The organism is Nocardia sp. NPDC060249 (assembly GCF_042728755.1).
In the GTDB taxonomy this organism is placed as follows: domain Bacteria; phylum Actinomycetota; class Actinomycetes; order Mycobacteriales; family Mycobacteriaceae; genus Nocardia.
Genome location: NZ_JBHXAQ010000003.1, coordinates 36,480 through 55,776, shown reverse-complemented (window position 1 = coordinate 55,776; position 19,297 = coordinate 36,480). Strand labels below are relative to the sequence as shown.

The following is a 19,297-nucleotide window of genomic DNA, read 5'->3' as shown; positions in this document are numbered from 1 at the left end:
GGCCGAGCCTCACAGCCCGCGAACCAGCGAGTAGAGATCGGCGACCCAGAACACCAGCGGCAGCACCGCGGCGACGAACGCGTACTCGAGCAGCTCGACGGCCCGGCGCATCGGCGGCGTCGCGGACTGGTTCGGCACGATCAGGCCCATCACCAGCGCCGAGATCAGGATCACCAGCGCGGCACCGAAAACGACCAGGGGCTGGCGCATTTCGAGCGCGACGCCGACCAGCATGATCAGGACGATCCCCGAGCCACCCGCGATCAACACGATGGCCTGTTCGGCGCCCGCGTAGGTGCGGCTGCGGAACATCAGCACCACCGCGCACACCAGCGCGAGCGAGATACCGGGCCAGTAGGGATCTTCGGAGCCGGCGTCGGTCGCCAGCAGCGCGCCGGCGACGGTGACCAGCGTGGTCGCGCTGACCAGACCGGCGAGGTAGTTACGGGCCCGCTCCGACCGCGCGCGCAGGGCGTCGAGGGTCGGCAGGGCGCGGTGGTCGTCCGGGTCGTCCTCGGTCGGATCGATCGGGGTGCCGGGGGAGGGGACCGGCGGCAACGGCAGCTTGGCCAGCAGCATCGAAACACGCGGCGCGAGTGAGAGTCCCGCCAAACCGAGCGCGGCGACGGCCGCGCCGATCGCCTTGACCGGCTGATCGGTGAGCAGTCCCACCAGGGCGGCGGGCACACCGAACACCGAGACGGTGGCGGTACCGATGAACAGCGCGAGGCCGATGCCGGTGACTCGCCAAGCGAGTACCGCGATGGAACCGAGCAGCGCGAATCCGAGCAGCAGATGTGCCGCGCCGTAGTGATCGGGGACCAGCAGCATGCCGCCGGTGAACGCGGTCGGCAGCGCGCAGCCGGCCAGCACGAGTGCGGCCGAGGCGTCGCGGTACATGCGGCTCAGCACCGTGCCCGCCACCACGCAGAGGATCGCGACGAACAGCGCGAGCGACCCGGAAACCCAGAACGGCAACGCATCCGGCGCGGCCAGCAGGCCGAAGCAGCCGACCAGCATGGTGAGCGCGGCGAGCACCGAACCGGTGACGCGGGCGGTCTTCGGCGTCCAGCTGCGGTAGTGCTCGGCGTCGGCGACCGCGACGTTGTACATGATGTCGTCGAACAGGGGCGTCGGCGCCGCGTGTGAGGCGCTCTCCAGCATGAGCAGTTCGCCGTCGCGGACGCCTTGTTCGCCGAGGCTCAACGAGTTCGAGAACGGGGGGTGGCCGATGCGGGCGAGCACCCATTCGGCGGGTTCGTAGCGTTCGCCGTCGTTGTCGAAATCATTCGAGCGGCTGTGCTGCGCGACCATGTCGACCACGCTGGGGATGACGAGGGCGACCGGCACATCGACCGGAATAGCCATGTCTACCTGCGTGTGCTTGGCCAGGATGGTTACTCGGGCAAGGTCCGGCGCGCGCACGATGCCGCGCGCGGAGTCCTCTTCCACATGATCGAGTCGCGCGTGCGTCAAAACTCCCCCAGTTCCGTCTCTACCTCGTGTTTCCGCTCGACCGCTCTTAACGGTCGACAGTTTGCGGAACCCACCGTTCGGACAGCAGAATGCCTGACGAACCATACGACATGTCGGCCGCGACCTCTACACTGAGCCCGTCGCGACGACAGATGAGCGAGTAGTCAAGCAGGGGGAGTCTTCGACCATGAGCACCGTCAGGTTCCAGCGCCGTGCCCGGCGCGAGATGCCGCGTACACCCGGTGGCGAGGTCACGTTGCAGCCGCCGCCGGAGATCCCGCGGATCACCCCGGGCAGCCTGCTGATGAAGCTGATGCCCGTCGTGATGGTGGTCGGCATGGTCGGCATGATGGCGCTGATGTTCACCCAGGGCAGCGGCATGCTGTCCAACCCGATGTCGATGATGTTCCCGATGATGATGATCATGTCGATGGTCACCATGTTCGGACAGGGTGGTGGCAAGGGCGCCAAGGCCGCCGAAGCCAACGAGGACCGCAAGGATTACCTGCGCTACCTCGATCAGGTCCGCAAAGATGTCGACGAGACCGCCAAGCAGCAGCGCGCCGCCGTCGAGTGGAGCCACCCCGAGCCCGGCCTGATCTGGATGCTCGCGGGTACCAGCCGGATGTGGGAGCGCCGCTCCGGCGACAAGGATTTCTGCCACGCGCGCATCGGCCTCGGTGGCCAGCGCCTGGCGACCAGGCTGGTGGCCCCCGAAACCGGCCCCGTCGAAGAGCTCGAGCCCATCGCCGCGGTGTCGCTGCGCCGTTTCGTGCGCGCGCATTCCACGGTTCCCGATCTGCCCACCGCCATCGCGGTGAAGGGCTTCGGCACCGTCGCCCTCGACGGCGACCGCGCCCAGGCCCGCGACATGACGCGCGCGATGTTGTTGCAGCTGTGCATGTTCCAGGCGCCCGACCAGGTGCTCGTCGCCGTGGTCTGTGGCCCGGACACCGCCCGTGAGTGGGAGTGGACCAAGTGGCTCCCGCACACCCAGCACCCCGATTCCCAGGACGGCATCGGCAGCCAGCGCATGTTCTACGGCTCCATCCGCGAGGCGATGAGCGGCCTGCATCCCCTGCTCGGCAACCGGGTCCGGTACTCGCGTAACCAGCCGAACAACCCGAACATGGTGCATGTGGTGATCGTCGTCGACGGTGGCCTGCTCGAGGCCGAGGACGACCAGCTGCGCGAGTCCGGGTACGAGGGCGTCACCATCATCGACCTGTGCAATTACGCACCGCGCCTTGCTGTTTCGCGTGGCATCAAGATGGTCGTCGAAGACGGCGAGTGCCTCGGCCGCGGCGCCACCGGCAACCAGGAACGCTTCGCCACCATCGACCGGGTCAGCGCCGAGCAGGCCCAGCAGCTCGCCCGCAGGCTCGCGCCCTACCGCGCCGCGACCCAGCGCAGCAGCGATGTGGAAACCGACGACACCGAGACGATCTCCACCTGGTCGCAGCTGATGAGTCTGGGCGATATCGGCAACTTCAACCCGGCCAGCGCCTGGCGTCCCCGCTACGGCCGCGAGCGACTGCGCGTGCCGTTCGGCATCGGCGCCGACGGTGCCCCGGTGGAACTCGACATCAAGGAAGCCGCCGAGAACGGTATGGGCCCGCACGGCCTGTGCATCGGCGCGACCGGTTCCGGTAAGTCGGAATTCCTGCGCACCCTGGTGCTCAGCCTGCTCGCCACCCACTCGCCCGACCAGCTCAACCTGGTCCTCGTCGACTTCAAGGGTGGTGCGACGTTCCTCGGTCTCGACGGCGTTCCGCACGTCGCCGCGGTCATCACCAACCTCGAGGACGAAGCCGACCTCGTCGACCGTATGAAGGACGCGCTGGCGGGCGAGATGAACCGCCGCCAGGAAGTCCTGCGGCAGGCGGGCAACTTCGCCAACGTCTCCGAATACGAGAAGGCCCGCGCGGCGGGCGCCGACCTGGACCCGCTGCCCGCGCTGTTCGTCGTGCTCGACGAGTTCTCCGAACTGCTCACCCAGCACCCCGACTTCGCGGAACTGTTCGTGATGATCGGCCGCCTCGGTCGCTCGCTGCAGGTCCACCTCCTGCTCGCCTCGCAGCGTCTGGAAGAAGGCAAGCTCAAGGGCCTGGAATCGCACCTGTCCTACCGCATCGGTCTGAAGACCTTCTCCGCCAACGAGTCCCGTCAGGTCCTCGGCGTCCCCGACGCCTACAACCTGCCGAGTACCCCCGGTGGCGGTTACCTGAAGTCCGACTCCGGTGAGATCCAGCGCTTCCAGGCCTCGTACGTGTCGGGCGCGTATGTCGGTGGAGGTTCGGCGCGTGAGGTCACCAGCGCCGGCATCGTCGGCGGCGAGATCGACGTCCACGCCCGTCCTTTCGCGGCGACCCACGTCGGCTTCCGCGCCGCCGATCGGGTTCCGCTGCCGGTGGAGGCCGAGTTCGAGCCGGAGCCGGTCGGCGATGAGAACGAGCAGATGTCGAACCTGAACATGCTGGTCTCGCGCATCGCGGGCCACGGCAGGCCCGCCCACGAGATCTGGTTGCCACCGCTCGACGAAGCGCCGACGATGGATCAGCTCGTGCCGCGCTCGATCCTCACCGGCGAGTTCGCCGCGATCGCCACCCTGCGTGCCCCCATGGGCATCGTCGACCGCCCCTACGATCAGCGCCGCGACCCGTTCGTGGTCGACCTGTCGGGTTCGCGAGGCAACGTCGCCATCGTCGGCGGTCCGCAGTCGGGCAAGTCGACCGCCCTGCGCTCGATGATCATGGCGATGGCGCTGACCCACACCGCCGAGCAGGTGCAGTTCTACTGCCTCGACTTCGGTGGCGGCACGCTGACCAGCCTGCAGGGCCTGCCGCACGTCGGTTCGGTGGCAAGCCGCCTCGACGAGGACCAGGTCCGGCGCACCGTCGCCGAGATGACCACGATCGTTCGCACGCGTGAGGCGAAGTTCCGTCAGCTCGGTATCGAGTCGATGGTCGAGTTCCGTCGCCTGCGCTCGGTGGACCCGGCATCGAGCCCCGCCGCCCAGGGCGCACACGAGGATCCGTTCGGTGACGTGTTCCTGGTCATCGATGGCTATGGCTCGATCCGCCAGGACTTCGACGCGCTCGAGCAGGTCATCATGAACCTCGCGGTGCAGGGTCTTTCGTACGGCGTGCACGTGGTGATCGCGCTCGCTCGCTGGGCGGAAGCTCGCCCCGCCCTGAAGGATCAGATCGGCACCCGCATCGAGCTGCGCCTCGGCGATCCGATGGATTCCGACCTCGGCCGCAAGTTCGCGTCGCTGGTTCCGCAGGGTCGCCCCGGTCGCGGTATGACCGCCGAGTGCCTGCACATGCTCACCGCGCTGCCGCGGATCGACGGCTCCTCCGATCCGTCCAACCTGGGCCAAGCGGTGTCGTCGGCGGTCGAGACGATCGCCCGGATGACGCCGGGCCGTCCCGCACCGCAGGTCCGCATGCTGCCCGATCAGCTGCCCCGCGAACAGCTGCTGTATCTGGCGGGCAACTGGCCCTCGCGCGTCGATCCGGCGACCAAGTGCCTGCGAATCCCGATCGGTATCAACGAGGCCGAGCTCGCTCCGATCTACATCGATTTCGCGGAAAGCCCGCACTTCATCATCATCGGCGACTCCGAGTCCGGGAAGACCACGCTGTTGCGCTCGATCATCGAGGGTATCGCCGCGTCGAACACCCCCAACGAGGCGCGGTTCATCGTCGGCGACTACCGCCGCTCGATGCTGGGCATCATTCCCGAGGGTTACCAGGCCGGATACGGTTCCACCGCACCGCAATTCACCCAGAACATGGCCGACCTCGCGGCGTATGTCGCCAAGCGGACCCCCGGTCCCGAGGTGACGCCGCAGCAGCTGCGTGAGCGTTCGTGGTGGACCGGTCCCGAGCTGTATGTGCTCGTCGACGACTACGACCTGGTCGCCACCTCGTCGGGTAACCCGGTCTCGGCGCTCGTCGAACATCTGCCGCACGCTCGCGACCTCGGTTTCCACCTGATCATCGCTCGCCGCTCCGGTGGCGCCAGCCGCGCCATGTACGAGGCGACGCTGGCGCGGATGAAGGACCTCGGTTCGGCCGCACTGGTGATGAGCTGCAGCAAAGATGAAGGCGTCATGGTCGGAACCACCCGTCCCGGCCCCAAGCCCGCCGGGCGTGGCACCTTCGTCACGCGTAATACCGAGGGCCTGGTCCAGACCGCCTGGATGCCGCAACCGGAATGACCGTCGTCGAGCTCGTAGTCAGCGAAGCCAAAGTGTGGGCGCGTGGCGCCACCACCCACTGGGATGTCGCGCCGTCGGTGGTGTTGGGCAGCAACGGTTCCGATCTCGTCGTCGGTGAGCCGCTGACCCCGCCCACCCAGGCTGTGTCGGTGGTGCAGTACCTGACCGGTGGTGTGCTCGCGTTGCCACCTCGGATGCCGACGGTCGGCCAAGCCCTGTCCGCGCTGCTCGCGGCGATCATGGACACTCTGCGGGTGACGCCGCTGTGTGAGCGGATCGTCGTCGTGCACCCCACCTCGTGGGGGCAGCCCGAACTCGACCTGTTCGGCACCGCGACACAGCAATTCACCCACGAGGTCGTGTTCGAGACCTGTGCCCTGCGGGCGTCGGCCGTCGATGTCACCGCCAGTCGCAGCCGCCGCACCGCGATCATCGAGTTCGGCATGCTGTCGACCGCGGCCTCGTCGGTCACCTACGACACCTACGGCACCCATGTCGAGGCGGTCGAGGTAGAACCGAACCTGGCGGCCTCGGAACTCGCCGACGAGGAAGGCTTCGGCCATCTCACGGCCCTGCTGGGCCGCCTGCTCGCCGATCGCCCCGCCGACGTCGTCCAGGTGTTCGGCGCCACTGATCCGGCGGTCCTGGCCGCGGTCGCCGCCGCGGTCGAAAGTGTGTGCGGCGCGGATGTTCCCGTCAGCTCACTGACCGGAACCGACCTGGCGCGGCCTACGCAGAAGGCCCCGGCCTACACGCCGAACATCCCGCCCGCGGCCGAGTGGATGCAGCCTCTGCGCGAACGCGCCGCGGCGACCAACCCGGTCGACCGCCGCCCGCTCTACATCGGCGCCGCGGCTCTCGTCGCTGTTGTCGCCGCGGCGGCGATCGGTGGCTTCTTCCTGTTCGGATCCGGTGACCAACAGGCCACCGCCGCCGTCGCGACCACCTCGGCTCCCGCGGTGACGAGCGTTGCGCCCCAGCCCACGTCGGCGAAGCCGAAGCCGCAACCCACCACCGCGACAGTCGGCCGAGTCGTCGTAGAGATCCCCGCGGGCTGGCACCGCACCACGGCCACCGATATGCGCGCCGACCTCGTCCCCGACGTCGCCGCCCGCCACCGCATCACCATCACCCAGAAACCGGTCACCCCCGGTGCCGGCTACGACGAAATCGCCGCCGACCTCAGCGCCCAGATCGCCAAAAAGCCCGCGGGCACCGTCACCGCCGTGCGCCGAGACGTAGTCTTCGCCGGCCGCCCCGGACTCTCCTACGAAGAGCGTCCTGCCGACGGGTCAACGGTGCGCTGGCAGGTCCTCGTCGAACGCGGAGTCCAGGTCAGCATCGGCTGCCAGTACGCCGAAAATGGTTGGGCCGGTGTGATGTCCGCCTGCGAACAGGTCGTCGGAGGCGTCCACGTCGGGCCGTGAGCCGCATCCTCTTCACCGCACTCCTGGCGTCCTGCACGCTGGCCTGTACACCGGCCGACCTGTCGACCTCGAACGCGCCCACGTGCCCGGCCGACGTCCCTTCGGCCATCACGGCCAACCCGGTCGGCTTCACCATCCATGCCCCGCAACCCCCTGGCTGGTCGACCCGGCCGGTCGAAGGTGGCGGTCTCGTCCTCCACCGTTTCGAGACCATCGAAGGCGCCGACCCACCGTTCGGCACGGCCACGGTCACCGTCACCACCTTCAGCCCCGCGAACACCGCCGACGCCGCGAGCAACACCCTCCAGATCCTGCGCCCCCACGAATCCGACTGGCAACCAACACGTTCCGAAGAGGTCCAGATCTGCGGCAACTCCGCCCACCTCACCACCGGAACCACCACCAACACCCACCACGACTACCTGGAGTTCGCCTACCCGGTGGGCGACAGGTTCTACCCCATCCAGATAACCACCCAAACCCCCATCGCCAACGTCTCCCGCTACCGCCCAGACCTGGACACGATCCTGAGCGGTGTGCGAATCAGCGGGCAGTAGTCATTTCACGACCAGGTCGCCCGGCCAGCTCGCGAGACCGGCTCAACAACAGCCGCGTACCGATTGAGCAAGGGCCGATCGGCTCGATTCGGGTTCGACGGCGTGCACAAGTACGCTCGCAGCGGGTCGCTTGCGTATCGCGTTCGGCCTGTGAACAGGGAGGGGAAATCAATGACTTATCCACCGCCGCAGCAAGGTCCGGGTTGGGCGCCCGGTCAGGGTGCGCCGCAGCAGTATGCCGGTCATCAGCCATACGCGCCGCCGCAGTCGCCGCATTACGGCTCGCAGCCGCATCCTCAGCAGGGTGGTCAGCCCCACCCACAACAAGGTTGGGGTCAGCCACAGCAGGGATGGCCCCAACCGCCGCAGCAGAACCCGTGGTGGAAGTCGCCCCTTGTGCTGGTCGGCGGGGCTGTTGTTGTCATCGGTGTGCTGGTGGTCGGGGTTGTCGTTGTCGCCGGCGGAGGCGACGAAGCGGGAACGGTCGCAGCGCCCCCATCGTCGTTCCAGGAAGCGCCCTCGGCGCCCACCTCTGCGAAGAGCACCTCCAAGCCCGCACCGACGACGACCAAAGCGGCCCCACAACCTGTTTCGGCCGACGCCAAGATCGTCCTCGAAGCGTTGCCCGCGCCTCTACGCGAAGTCGTCGCCGTCAACAACATCACCGAGAAGGCCCCGATCGGCAACGACCCGTACGCGGTGCGAGTGGTCTTCACGGTGCCGGCCAAGAACAGCCTGACGGTAGGACTCCTGAGAACAGCCGTCGACATCGACCGATACCCGATCGCCTGGATCGACACCAACCCGGACAAGCTGCTTCGTCAGTGGAGCAGTCAGCACCCGGAATGGCTGATAGACAAGGGAGAGAAGAAGTTTCGCATCGATGACACGATCCCGGGTGGTGGGGCCACCGTGGAAACCTTCAACACGGCGACGAAGCTGTACACGGTGATGTCAGGGTTCAAGGACAAAGACGCCGCGTTGAAATATCTCGAGCGCGCTGGGTTCTAGGACAGCTCACTCGGTGCGCCCACCGCGGGAGAGCGGTTGTCGTGAAACAAAATCAGGCCCCGGCTGTGAGCCGGGGCCTGATTTATGGTGCTGCGATCAGAACAGACCCGCGAGGGCGGTGTCGGTGCCCTTGAGGTCCGAGTTGCCGGTCTGGACCAGCGTGCCCGCGCCTTCGAGGGTGGTGTTGAGCTGCTGCACGTGGGTGTTCCACTGCGCCTGCAGCTGAGTGAACGCATCGTTCGCGTCACCAGCCCAGTTGTTTGTGACGAAGTCGGTGACCTGCTTGTGGAAGTCTTCCAGCATGGTCATGATGCCGCGGGCATCCTGGACGATGCGCTGAGCACCGGCCTCGACCTCGCCGAAGTTAGCGGAAATCCGCGTGACGTCGTTGCCTGCCATCGATGGCTCCTTACTAAGTGTGGTGGGGTCGGATCAGAGAGCGGGGAGGTCGAGCGAGCTGACCTGGGCCTTCACCTGCGAGGCGAAGTCGTGGTCCTGCTCGTCGTACGACTTACCAGCGTTGCGCAGGTTCTCGCAGGTCTCGAGGAGCTTGTCGTTGAGCTTGTCAGCCTGGAAGTAGTAGCGCTCCATGAAGGAGTCGAACGCCGCGCGGGCGCCACCACTCCACGTTGCGGTGGTCTGGTCCTCCAGCGTCTTCAGCGCCTGGATCGCGGTAAGCAGATCCTGGTGCTTGGACTCGGAGGTCTTCACGAAATTATCAATTTCGGTTGCACTGGCACTGAGCTGACCCGCCATGGTGTCTTCCTTCCGATTTGCTGTGCTGGGAGTCGGGAGCAACTGCTCCGGTCGACCCGTTCATATGATTGGACGCGAGCCAGGGTGGATCGGTTCCCACATCTTCCGAGATTTTTTTCGGCCCCCGGGATGACGTCGATGTCCACCCTGCTGTACCTGCGGATTCATGGCTCCGTGGTCGCCGTGCGACACGACGCCTACATGTCCGCGAATCTTTCCCCCTCCTTCCCCTGCCACAGCCCGAGTCACAAGGCCAGCGGCACTTCGCGTATCACCATACCGATCGCGACGCTGTCTGCACACCCCACTCCCGCAGCCGTTGTTGGACCGGAGCATGTGCAACGTCGGCTACTGGGCGTTGGCGAAGACGGCGTACTGCGCAGCCGATCGCTGGTGTGCGTCGTTGATCTGGTGGCTACTGACGACCCCGACGTACTGCCGGTAACGCACTGAGCAGGAGAACCGCTTGATGTCACTGGAGGTGACCTTGTTCTCGATGCAGTTGGTAGCGGGCACCGCGGCAGGCGAGTTCGCCGGGCCGAATCGTGGGCCCTCGAACATCCCGGCCTGGAACTTTTCCGCAGCCGAAGCGTCGCGAGCCTGGAAAACGGTTGCGTCCCATCCGATCCCGATGTGGTCGACGCCGGTCTCCTCGTACAGCCCCCGGTGTTCCTGCTCCGCGCGTTGTATCTGGAGGAAGCCCTGGAGGCCGTATGATGCCGACCGCGTATCTTCTGGTCCGCCCAACTGTTCGCGGTTCAACGCGCGTTCCAGCACATGGGCGGGATCGTGGTCGAGCATCAGTATTTCCATCGCCGTGAGTGCTGGCAGCTTATCGAGCCTTGGCAACTGGGCATCCAGGACTCGACTGGCGAGATCTTTCATTTGCGGCAGATCGGCTGATGGCAGACCCACCTGCAGGCTCACGACGTAGCTGCCTCGCGCGATATTCACGGCCATGCTCGGCACTCCGGGGCGCCAGTGCGCGTGGGCTGCCGAGTACTTGTCAATGGCCAGCTTCTGATTCTGGTCAGCGGCTACCTGGAAGTCGAGGACCTCGATCGATTCGGCCGCGCGCTTGGCTGCATCCTCGTTGGGGAACTGCATTACGCGCATTCCGAAATATTTCGGTTCGAGTGATCGCTGAGAATCTGCCAGAGTGTCATCTCCGGGCGATAGAGTAAACGGTCCGAAGTGTTCTTTGTCGGTACTCCCCGTACTGAATCCGTACAGTAGCCGATGCTCTTTGAGTGCTGGCTTCACGGTATCACTGAATTCGCTCAACAAGGTTTCCGATGTAAACGAACCCCATGCTCCGTACTTCAGGCCCGGATCAACATCTGTGCCGAGTACGAGATGGTCGGCGAGGCGCATAGCTGCCAGTTCCTGCCCGTACTTGTAGCCGTGCTTATATTGGTAGTAGGCGCTGACCGGAAGCGTCTGATATTTGCCTACATCCAGGGTTCGAACATCGATTTCGCCAGCGATAGCGGTTCCACCGACGCTCGATCCGCAGCCTGATGTCAAAATCGATGAAATGATCGCTGCGACCGCAACTTTGGCGATATTTTTGCGCATGGTCTGTCCTCGCTTCCGTCTGACCATTATTTGGAGTTCGCCAACAGCGAGTACTGGGCCGAAATGCGCTGATGTGCATCGGTCAGCTGGTTTGCGGATATCTGGGCAGCATATCTACCGAAACTGATGGTGCAGTAGAAACGTGGGTTGACTCCGCGGAATTTCTCACGGTTTTCGTGACATTTGGCAGACGGTAGTCCTGGTGGGCTCGGTGCCGCAACAAACATACGTCCGCGTTCGCCTCGCCGCTTCTCGAGGAGTTGCGCGGACTCTGCGTTCTTGGTTCGGTATAATTCACCGCCGTTGAAAGCGGCCACGTCAACGCCTGTTTCATCGAATAACCGCTGGTCTTCAGTGATATTCAGGGAGACCTGCAATGCGCCGTGCTTCTGATATGCACTAGGGATCGTCGCACCGTCAGTTACGGAGTCGTTGGTCGCGGGGACCGTCATGGCGAGCATGCCATCGACATCGCGGTCCAGGCTCGTCCATTTATCGCGTGGAGTCGGCGTGAATTTCGATAAACTTGGTGTCATGGCCGCGATAACCTTTTCGGCTCTGGCTTGCATCCCGGGTAGGTCGTCGGATCCGATTTGATCACTGAGATTATCTCTGACAACAGTCAGTACCAAGAATTGACCTACTGAATGCCATACATAGATTGCATCAGATCGTGGGGTCCATACGGCATGAGCTTCGGGAAATCGTGCGAGCCGGGTGCCTTCGTAGTTCGCCCCTAGAATTTCCTGATGCTTGGCACCCAAGGAGGGCACCGCCTTCTTCGCTGCCTCGGCGTCAGTGAACAGAAGAGCGTAATTATTCAACGTCCACGAGAGGTTTCCATTGAAATTTGTTCGTCCCTCGCTGTAGTAGCCGGATACGAATCCAGGTGCGAAAATATTGAAATCTTCGCGGCTCATCAGTAGATCCCGCGACAATGGGTAGTGCGATACATCTGTGAACGTACGACTCTGGTTGAATCTGTTTGTGAAATTCAGGGCGGGGTCGATCTCCGTGGGTAGAGGCATGACCTCGGCAATGCGTCGGGCTTCGGCAAGCGCGGCCTCGTCGTCGGTTTGAGCCATTCCCAAGGGGATCGGTTTGCTCGGGTAGTTTCCCATTTCCAGCTTACTCAGGTCGACCTGCGACTCTGGAGCAACAACCGGGCCGGTCGAACCAGCTTCGCCCCCGCAGCCTGTCGCCAACAGACACGCGACAGAGACGGTTGCGCTCAATACCGTTCTGCACGCTCGCTTTCTCAGTGTATTGGACGACTTCAATTCAGAACGCAAAGCATCCCCCCATGGTGGTTTCGGATTTCTATCTGATCTTTGATTTAAGGACGGGAACCAGCTTGCTGATCATCAGCGCCTCGGACTCGGGCGACCAATTTCGCATGGCGGTTACCGTGCTGGGATCGTCGATGGGGAGGACTATTGCGCGGGAACTGGTTATCCCGTATGGGAGACCGAGAAGCCCACCGCCACCGGCCTTCTCGTCGCTTCGCAGCACGAGGACGTAGCTGTCGTCCGGTGCTTCGAGCGCACTCGAGCTGTCCGATACCACTTTGGGTGACGGAATGCCTTCGGTATTCGTGTATTTGAAGTTGTAGGCGAAACCGAGTTTCTCCAGGAACTGTGTCTGAGGGCTGCCGGTCAGATAGATTCCGAATTTGTTCGGTTGCTGCGTGACATCTAGGAGGGTGATAGTTTTGCCCGCAAATTGGGGATTGTCCTTGCGCTCCTGCTCGATCGGCGGCAGCGCGGAGGCCGATGTACTGGTGGTGGTGCCGGTCGTGGGGTCGGACCCGCCGGCGGCCCAAATGCCGACACCGGCGCCGATTCCGACGACCAGCGCGAGTGCAGCACCGATCACTGCCGCGCGCTTGGCTTTGCTGGGAGTGTTCGAGGTGGACGCTGCGAGACCATGTAGCGATACCGCCGCCCGCGGATCGGTGTGCTCGCGGGGCGGCATCACCTGGATCGGATAGGTCGGCGAGGTGTTGTGGCCGGTCGGGTTGAATCCGGGGATGAGGGCGTTCGATGCCGCGTCGGTGAATTCGCGGCAGGTGGCGAAACGCTCGGCGGGGTTTTTGGCCATCGCGCGGGCGAAGACGTGGTCGATGGCGTGGGGCAGGCCGGGGCGGATTCGGGTTGCCTGGGGTGGGGGCTCGTGTAGGTGGCCCATCATGACCATGGCGGGTTGGGCTGCGGGGTAAGGGTTTTGGCCGGTCAGGAGTTTGTAGAAGGCACAGGCGAGGCTGTAGATGTCGGCGCGGTGGTCGAGGACGGCGCCGCTGAGCTGCTCCGGCGGGGCGTAGGCGATGGTGGCGAGGAAGCTGCCGGTCTGGGTGAGTTCGGTGGCGTCGTCGGTGGACTTCGCGACACCGAAGTCGGTGAGCAGGATGCGTTCCTCTTCGCCGTCGCTGCTCGACAGCAGGAAGTTGGCGGGCTTGACGTCGCGGTGCAGCAGGCCGCGGCGGTGGGCGTAGTCCAGGCCCTTGCCGACCTCGGTGGTGATACGAAGGGCGCGCAGAGGGGTCATGGCGTGCGGGTCGCGGGCGAGTTCGGCGGCGGCGTCGGTGCCGTCCACGTACTGCATGGCGATCCACAGCTGGCCGTGCTCTTCACCGCGGTTGTAGACCGAGACGATGTTGTTGTGGTCGAGGCCGGCGGCGAGATTGGCCTCGCGTTCGAAACGGGCCCGGAACTCGGGGTCGCGGCTGAGTTCTGCGCTGAGTACCTTCAGTGCGTCCATCCGCGGCAGGCTGGGATGTTTGGCCAGGTAAACCGTGCCCATGCCGCCGGCGCCGAGCACCCGCTGCACGCGGTACCCGCCGACGATGGTGCCGTGGCTCATCACCATCTTTTACGATCTCCTGACTCAATGCCGCACACTGCCGCTTTCCCGGGTGGAGCATATCGGACTCCGCAGGGGTCGGCCGGTGTGGGATTATCGGCTGTTGGCGAAAAGCGCATATTGCGCGGCCGCACGTTGATGGGCGTCCAAAAGCTGGTTGCCGCTTACTATTCCGACGTATTCGTTGTAGGCGAGGATGCAGCTGAAGCGTTTCGCCGCGCCGGTGCGTTTGTTCTCCACGCAGGCGGCGTCGGGGAGGTTGGGTGGGTTGGCGGCTTCGGCTTCCACCTGCCAGGGGAACATCTTCTCGGTGACCGCGCGCCGGGCGGTCTGCTCGTCGGGAGTGCGCACGGCGATCGAGCCCCAGGACAGGGCCACCCGCTGGGCGCTCATCTTGGTGAGCTGCTCGTCGACGTAATGGCGATCGGTGGGGAGCTGGTCGCCCGCGTAGTGCAGGATGCCGTGTTTGCCGGTGACCACGTAGTAGCCGGTGCCCTCCGGGTTGGCCAGCTGGTCCGGGTTGAGGGTGCGCATCAGGAGGTGGTCGGGGTCCCACGGCAGCGTCATGACCTCTTCGTCGGTCAGCGGCGTGGTTCTCGCCAGCGCCTCGATCTGCTCGGTGAAGGCGTTCGCGGCGAGGGCGGTGAGTGCTTGTTGGTCGGGCGTGGGCACCGAGAGCAGGAAGGCGATCACGTAGGGGCCGTGGGGGAGAACGGTGCGCAGGAAGGGCGAGTCGGGACGCCAATGTGACAGGGCCGCAGGGTGTCCGGGGACGGCAACGGGTTGGTTGCGGCCTTCTTTCATGGCGAAGTCGGTGTCGTAGAACTCTTTCGCGGCAGCGGCCGCGCGGTCCGCGTCGGGGAACTGCAGGACCATGGTGGTGGCGGTGAGCCGGTTGTCGGCCTTCTTCGTCGGCCAGTCACCGTAGGTTTCGACGCGCGAATCCTTCGCGGCGCCATTGGATTCGAAGCCGTACAGCATCTTGTGTTTCTTGGCGATCGCCGACATCGCGGGCTCGTCGCCCAGCGCCGAGGGCATCACGCCGGCGGAGACGGTGGTCGCGCGTTTGCCGTAGGTCATCTGCGCGTCGACGTCGCGGGAGTTGATCACGTAGTCGGCGATCCGCATCGCCGCCACTTCGTACATCTCGTAGAACGGCGGGACCGGATCGTCGTCGTGGGCGTTGATCGGCTCGGTCGGGTACGAGCCGACGTCGAGGGCGCGAACATCCATCTCGCCGGGCAGCGCCTGCCCGGACAGGGTGGAGCCGCACGCGGTGAGCACGGTGGCCAGCGTGGCAGCCAGCACGGCGTATCGGATTCTCATTTCGCGTTCACCAACAAGGCGTACTGGGCCGAGATTCGCTGCTGGGCGTCCAAGAGCTGGTTCGACCAGACATAGGCGGCGTAGCGGTCGTAGGACACCGCGCAATAGAAGCGGATCGCGATCCGCTGTTTCCTGCCGATGTATTCCTTGCACTGGGCGCTCGGCAGGTTCTTCGGTGCGGCGGAGGCGGTGAATTTGCGGGTGACGCCGCCGAGTTCGTCCCGGACGCCCTGGGCGCCGGCGATGTCGCGGGCGCGGTAGACGTCGGCGCCGTCGTTGGCGTAGAGGTCGATGCCGAAGTCGTCGATCATCTTGGTGGCGCTCACCGGGTCGGAGAGGAAGTGGCGGGCGGTACGGCCCGCGTAGACGCCGGGTGGGTTGATCCAGGAATCCTCGCGGGGGCGGGGTGCGGTGCGGCCGAGCATGCCGTCACGATCACGCTGCAGGGTCATCAGTTCGGTGCTGGGGGTGGGGGTGAACTTCGCGACCGCGGGGACGATCGTGTCGAGGCTCTTGCGGGTGAGGTCGAGCAGCGCTTGCTTGTCGACCTTCTCCAGCCAGATCTTCAAGTAGTCGTAGAACCAGGTGTAGATGACCAGATGGCCGGTGGCGAACCAGGATCCGATCGACTGCTGGTCGGGCTGCCAGTGCGCGGTCGCCGCGGGATAACCGGGGATCTCGATGCGCTGGTTGTTCGGGGCGTAGCCGAAGTCGAGTTTCTCCAGCTCGGTCGCGGCGGTGGTGGCCTTCTGCGCGTCGGGGAAGATCATCACCGCGTTCACCATGTCCAGGCCCATATTGCTGGGCTCGGTCTCCGCCGAGCTCACGAAGCCGCCGATGAAATCGGGGGCGACTTCGGTGAACCGGTCGACGGCCATGATCTTGCCGAGCGCGGCTTCGGCGTCGAGGAACACCGACGCGATCGACGGATTGGTGTGCACGAATCGGGGATCGATATCGGCGGGCGTCGGCACGAAGTCACCGAGGCGTTCGGCCTCGATGAACCGGCCCTGGTCCAGATTCGCGACCGTCCCGACCTGGCGGGGCTGCGTCGGATAGTTGCCGACATCGAGGGTGGCGAGGTCCACGGGCGCGTCGGTGGCGGCGATCTCGCTGGGACCACCGCAGGCCGTGACAACAGTGGTCAACAGCGCGCTCGCCAGCACACAGACGACTTTTGTGGCTCGCAACTCATTCCTCCGTTGCCTGAAATTTGTGAGTGCTTGTACGACAACCCATTTCAGGCAGCCTCTCCTTGCGAAGGGACAGTCCCCGCCTGACCCACCAACTGGTGATGCGGGGTAGACGATTCAACGCCTCCTGCCTTCCCCACCGAATCGGTGAGGCAGGACTTGGGGATGGCTCCACGTCCATCTCCAGCCGTAACGCTGGCGGCCGGGCTACTCCCGGTACCGGTCCCCGACACACCACCGTGTGCGGTGGTCTCGCCGAGGCGGGCGAGGTTGATCGCCGCATTGGTATCCCGATCGATCGATGGACACCCATTGCGGCAGTGGTAGACACGATCGCGCAACGCAAGCTTGGTCTTCGCTTGACAACGCGAACATGTTTGGGTGGAAGGAAACCAGCGGTCCGCAACGACGAGCTGGGTGTGGTTCCAGGTGGTCTTGTATCCGAGCAGGGATCGTATTCGCCCGAGCGCGGCGTCTCCGATCGCCCGGTTGAGCCCGCGCTTGTAGGCACCGCCACGGCGACGCAATCCCATCACGTTGAGGTCCTCTACTACGACGACATCGTGAATGCGGGCAAGCCTGGTGGTGGCGATGTGTAGTTCGTGGCGACGGATATTTGCCACGTGGGCATGGGTTTTCGCGATGCTGGTCTGCGTGCGCAGCCACCGTTTCGATGGGTCTTGCCGGGTCGTGCTGTCAGGGTTCCAACGGCCTTGCTGTCTGGCGGCGCGTCGTTGCAACAGCCGTAGCCTCAGTTGCGCCGCTCTCAGTGGTTTCGGCGCCGTCACTCGGTTGAGTTCGGTGCCATCCGGTGCTGCGACGACGAGCAGCTCTTTGACTCCGATATCGATTCCCACGATCGGGTAAGGAGATCGGGCCACATGCGCGGGCCGCTGTTTGCCTTCGACGATCACCTGGAATGCGCAGTACCAGCGTCGACCGTCGAATTTGACGGTCGCGGAAAGAACCCGCGCGGTGCCCGCTTCGATCCGGCGCGCGAGTTTTCGGGTCGATTCGTGAGTATGGATCGTGCCCAGCACAGGCAAGGTGACGTGGTGTCGGTCGGGAGTCACTCGGATCACGCCGGTGGTGAACCTGACCGAATTCACCGCGCGATATTTGGTCTTGAATCGGGGGAACCCGACTTTGGCGCCCGCCCGCTCGCCGTTCCGCGATGCAAACCATGCATCCAGACCCCGGGCAAGACTGTCCAATCCGCTGTTGTAAGCCTCTTTCGAGTTCTCCGCCCACCACGGCGCGACCGTCGTCTTGCGGGTGTTCCAGCTTTTGCGCAGTACCGCAAGGCTCCACCCCAAGGCTGGTGTCAACTCGTTGTCGGGCACACCGTAGGAGCGTTCTGCGGCACGCTGGGCGAGTACGGCTTTCACTAGAGCGAGCATGTGATTGTGAGCGAACCGCGCTGCTCCGCAATGTGAGCGGATTGCGCGCTCCTGGGCAGGGGTGGGATCCAGCGCGTAGCGGTAAGCCTGTGCGGTCCACCCGGCCGGTATCCGAAATCTCCCTCCCACTTCACCCTCCAGCTCAACATGCGTTCAGTGATCAGGCTCACATCTACTCACGTGTGCCGACCAGTCCTCCCCGAAACGATCGTCGGCGAGATTCTACGTCACCGCAATCGAGGGGTGGGGTCGGGCGAACTCACAGGCTGTTGGCCAGCAGGGCGTATTGCGCGGTGATCTTCTGGCGGACCTCGGGTTCGCCGTCGGCGCTGACCATGGCCAGATAGCGCTTGTAGGCGACGTAGCAGCGGTAGACGTAGTCGTCTTCTTTGTTGCCGTTGTCGTTGAGTTTCAGGCAGGTCGCGGTGGGGACGTCGGCGGGGGCGGTGATCGGGTCGTAGTGGCCCGCTGCATCGATGAGGCCCTGCATGAGCGATTGCGCGGCGGACTGGTCGCGTACCCGAGTGACGGCGCCGCCCTCGACCACCGCATGGGCGTCGACTCCTGTTGCGTCGACCAGGTTTTGGCGGGTGGTGAGGTCGGCCGCCTTGTTGACGAGATGCTCGGGGGCATAGGAGGCGAACGCGTACTGGTCAGGGCTCGTGGCGGCGCGGTCGTCGACGACGGCGCGGGACAGGAGCCCGGCGGGGTCGACCGGAAGGTCGGAGATCTTCTCGGTGGGGGTCGGGTCGAACTTCGCGAGCTGGGCGAGCTCGGCGGCGAGATTCTTGTCGATCCAGGAGGTGAGGTCGGTCGCGTCGGCCCGGGGTCGCTGGATGAACAGCGAGATCACGAACTCGTCGTGGGCGAGAAAGGCGCCGATGGTGGGCACACCGGGGCGCCAATGAAGGTAGGCGTCGGGATATTTGGTGGAGGCGAGTTTGCGGTTATCGGGGGAGACGGCGAGGTCGACGTCCTCGAGTTCCCGCGCGGCGAGGGTGGCGGCGGCCGCGGTGGGGAAGCGGAACAGTGCCGTGGTCAGCGCGGTCGCGTCCGGGCCGGGCCGGGTCTCGCCGTCGGGATCGGCCTTGTCGGCGCCGAGCGCGACATAGCCGGTGACGAACTTGCGGTTCTCCAGAACAGGTTTGGAGACGTTGGCGACGAAATCCAGCGCGCGTTCGATATCGGGAACGATCACGCCGCCGCGTCCGTGCGACAGCGACGGGTCGATCCGTACCGCGGGCACCACGGCCGCCGACATCCGCGCACCTTCGACGAGCGCGCCTAGGTCGCCCGCGGTGTCGGTGTAGGTGTGCCGGTCGGTGGCGAAGGTCCCGGTCTCCAGGCCACGCACATCGGGCTCCCCGGCGACGGGCGTGCCGCTGACTGCACAGCCGGACAGGATGATCAGAGCCCCACCCCAGGCGAGCGCGAGGCGAATTCTGGTCGAATCGATCATCAGGTTCCCCTCGATGTTCCGCCCACAACA

14 protein-coding genes are annotated in these 19,297 nt (G+C 65.0%); 4 read left to right on the top strand and 10 right to left on the bottom strand.

The genetic code is table 11. The annotated features are described in order from the left end of the window. Positions 1–9: 9 nt before the first annotated feature. Positions 10–1,476, bottom strand: coding sequence for a type VII secretion integral membrane protein EccD (gene eccD / locus ACFWFP_RS14155; protein ID WP_379295181.1), 1,467 nt, complete (start codon positions 1,474–1,476; stop codon positions 10–12). 187 nt (positions 1,477–1,663) lie between these two features. Here eccD and eccCa point away from each other — a divergent pair, with 187 nt between their 5' ends. The 4 genes from eccCa to ACFWFP_RS14135 all read left to right on the top strand — a co-directional run bounded on the left by eccCa (position 1,664) and on the right by ACFWFP_RS14135 (position 8,696). Beyond that, on the top strand, positions 1,664–5,701 hold the full coding sequence (eccCa, locus tag ACFWFP_RS14150) for a type VII secretion protein EccCa (RefSeq protein ID WP_379295180.1): 4,038 nt from the start codon (positions 1,664–1,666) through the stop codon (positions 5,699–5,701). After that, positions 5,698–7,128, top strand: coding sequence for a type VII secretion-associated protein (locus tag ACFWFP_RS14145; RefSeq protein ID WP_379295179.1), 1,431 nt, complete (start codon positions 5,698–5,700; stop codon positions 7,126–7,128). The genes eccCa and ACFWFP_RS14145 overlap by 4 nt, the downstream gene beginning before the upstream one ends. Then, a complete protein-coding gene (locus ACFWFP_RS14140; protein ID WP_379295178.1) occupies positions 7,125–7,685 on the top strand; it encodes a hypothetical protein in 561 nt (186 codons plus the stop codon). The genes ACFWFP_RS14145 and ACFWFP_RS14140 overlap by 4 nt, the downstream gene beginning before the upstream one ends. A gap of 150 nt (positions 7,686–7,835) precedes the next feature. Beyond that, positions 7,836–8,696 carry a hypothetical protein gene (locus tag ACFWFP_RS14135; protein ID WP_379295177.1) on the top strand — a complete coding sequence of 287 codons (861 nt, stop codon included), beginning with the start codon at positions 7,836–7,838 and terminating at the stop codon, positions 8,694–8,696. 96 nt (positions 8,697–8,792) lie between these two features. On the opposite strand, the gene ACFWFP_RS14130 is transcribed toward ACFWFP_RS14135, so the two are convergent. The 9 genes from ACFWFP_RS14130 to ACFWFP_RS14090 all read right to left on the bottom strand — a co-directional run bounded on the left by ACFWFP_RS14130 (position 8,793) and on the right by ACFWFP_RS14090 (position 19,267). Next, a complete protein-coding gene (locus ACFWFP_RS14130) occupies positions 8,793–9,095 on the bottom strand; it encodes a WXG100 family type VII secretion target (protein ID WP_378661988.1) in 303 nt (100 codons plus the stop codon). 33 nt (positions 9,096–9,128) lie between these two features. Beyond that, entirely contained in the window at positions 9,129–9,452 is a 324-nt protein-coding gene (locus ACFWFP_RS14125) for a WXG100 family type VII secretion target (RefSeq protein WP_378661991.1), read from the bottom strand. Between the two features lie 348 nt (positions 9,453–9,800). Continuing rightward, positions 9,801–11,030 (bottom strand): hypothetical protein, encoded by a 1,230-nt coding sequence (locus ACFWFP_RS14120; protein ID WP_379295176.1) that lies wholly within the window; start codon positions 11,028–11,030, stop codon positions 9,801–9,803. A gap of 26 nt (positions 11,031–11,056) precedes the next feature. Next, on the bottom strand, positions 11,057–12,265 hold the full coding sequence (locus tag ACFWFP_RS14115) for a hypothetical protein (RefSeq protein ID WP_379295175.1): 1,209 nt from the start codon (positions 12,263–12,265) through the stop codon (positions 11,057–11,059). A gap of 85 nt (positions 12,266–12,350) precedes the next feature. After that, entirely contained in the window at positions 12,351–13,895 is a 1,545-nt protein-coding gene (locus ACFWFP_RS14110) for a serine/threonine-protein kinase (RefSeq protein WP_379295174.1), read from the bottom strand. 87 nt (positions 13,896–13,982) lie between these two features. After that, a complete protein-coding gene (locus tag ACFWFP_RS14105) occupies positions 13,983–15,215 on the bottom strand; it encodes a hypothetical protein (protein WP_379295173.1) in 1,233 nt (410 codons plus the stop codon). After that, positions 15,212–16,405, bottom strand: a complete 1,194-nt coding sequence (locus ACFWFP_RS14100) for a hypothetical protein (protein WP_379295172.1) — start codon at positions 16,403–16,405, stop codon at positions 15,212–15,214. The genes ACFWFP_RS14105 and ACFWFP_RS14100 overlap by 4 nt, the downstream gene beginning before the upstream one ends. Before the next feature lie 50 nt (positions 16,406–16,455). Further along, entirely contained in the window at positions 16,456–17,937 is a 1,482-nt protein-coding gene (gene tnpB / locus ACFWFP_RS14095) for an IS607 family element RNA-guided endonuclease TnpB (protein ID WP_379295171.1), read from the bottom strand. Between the two features lie 130 nt (positions 17,938–18,067). Continuing rightward, a complete protein-coding gene (locus tag ACFWFP_RS14090; RefSeq protein WP_379295170.1) occupies positions 18,068–19,267 on the bottom strand; it encodes a hypothetical protein in 1,200 nt (399 codons plus the stop codon). Positions 19,268–19,297: the final 30 nt, after the last annotated feature.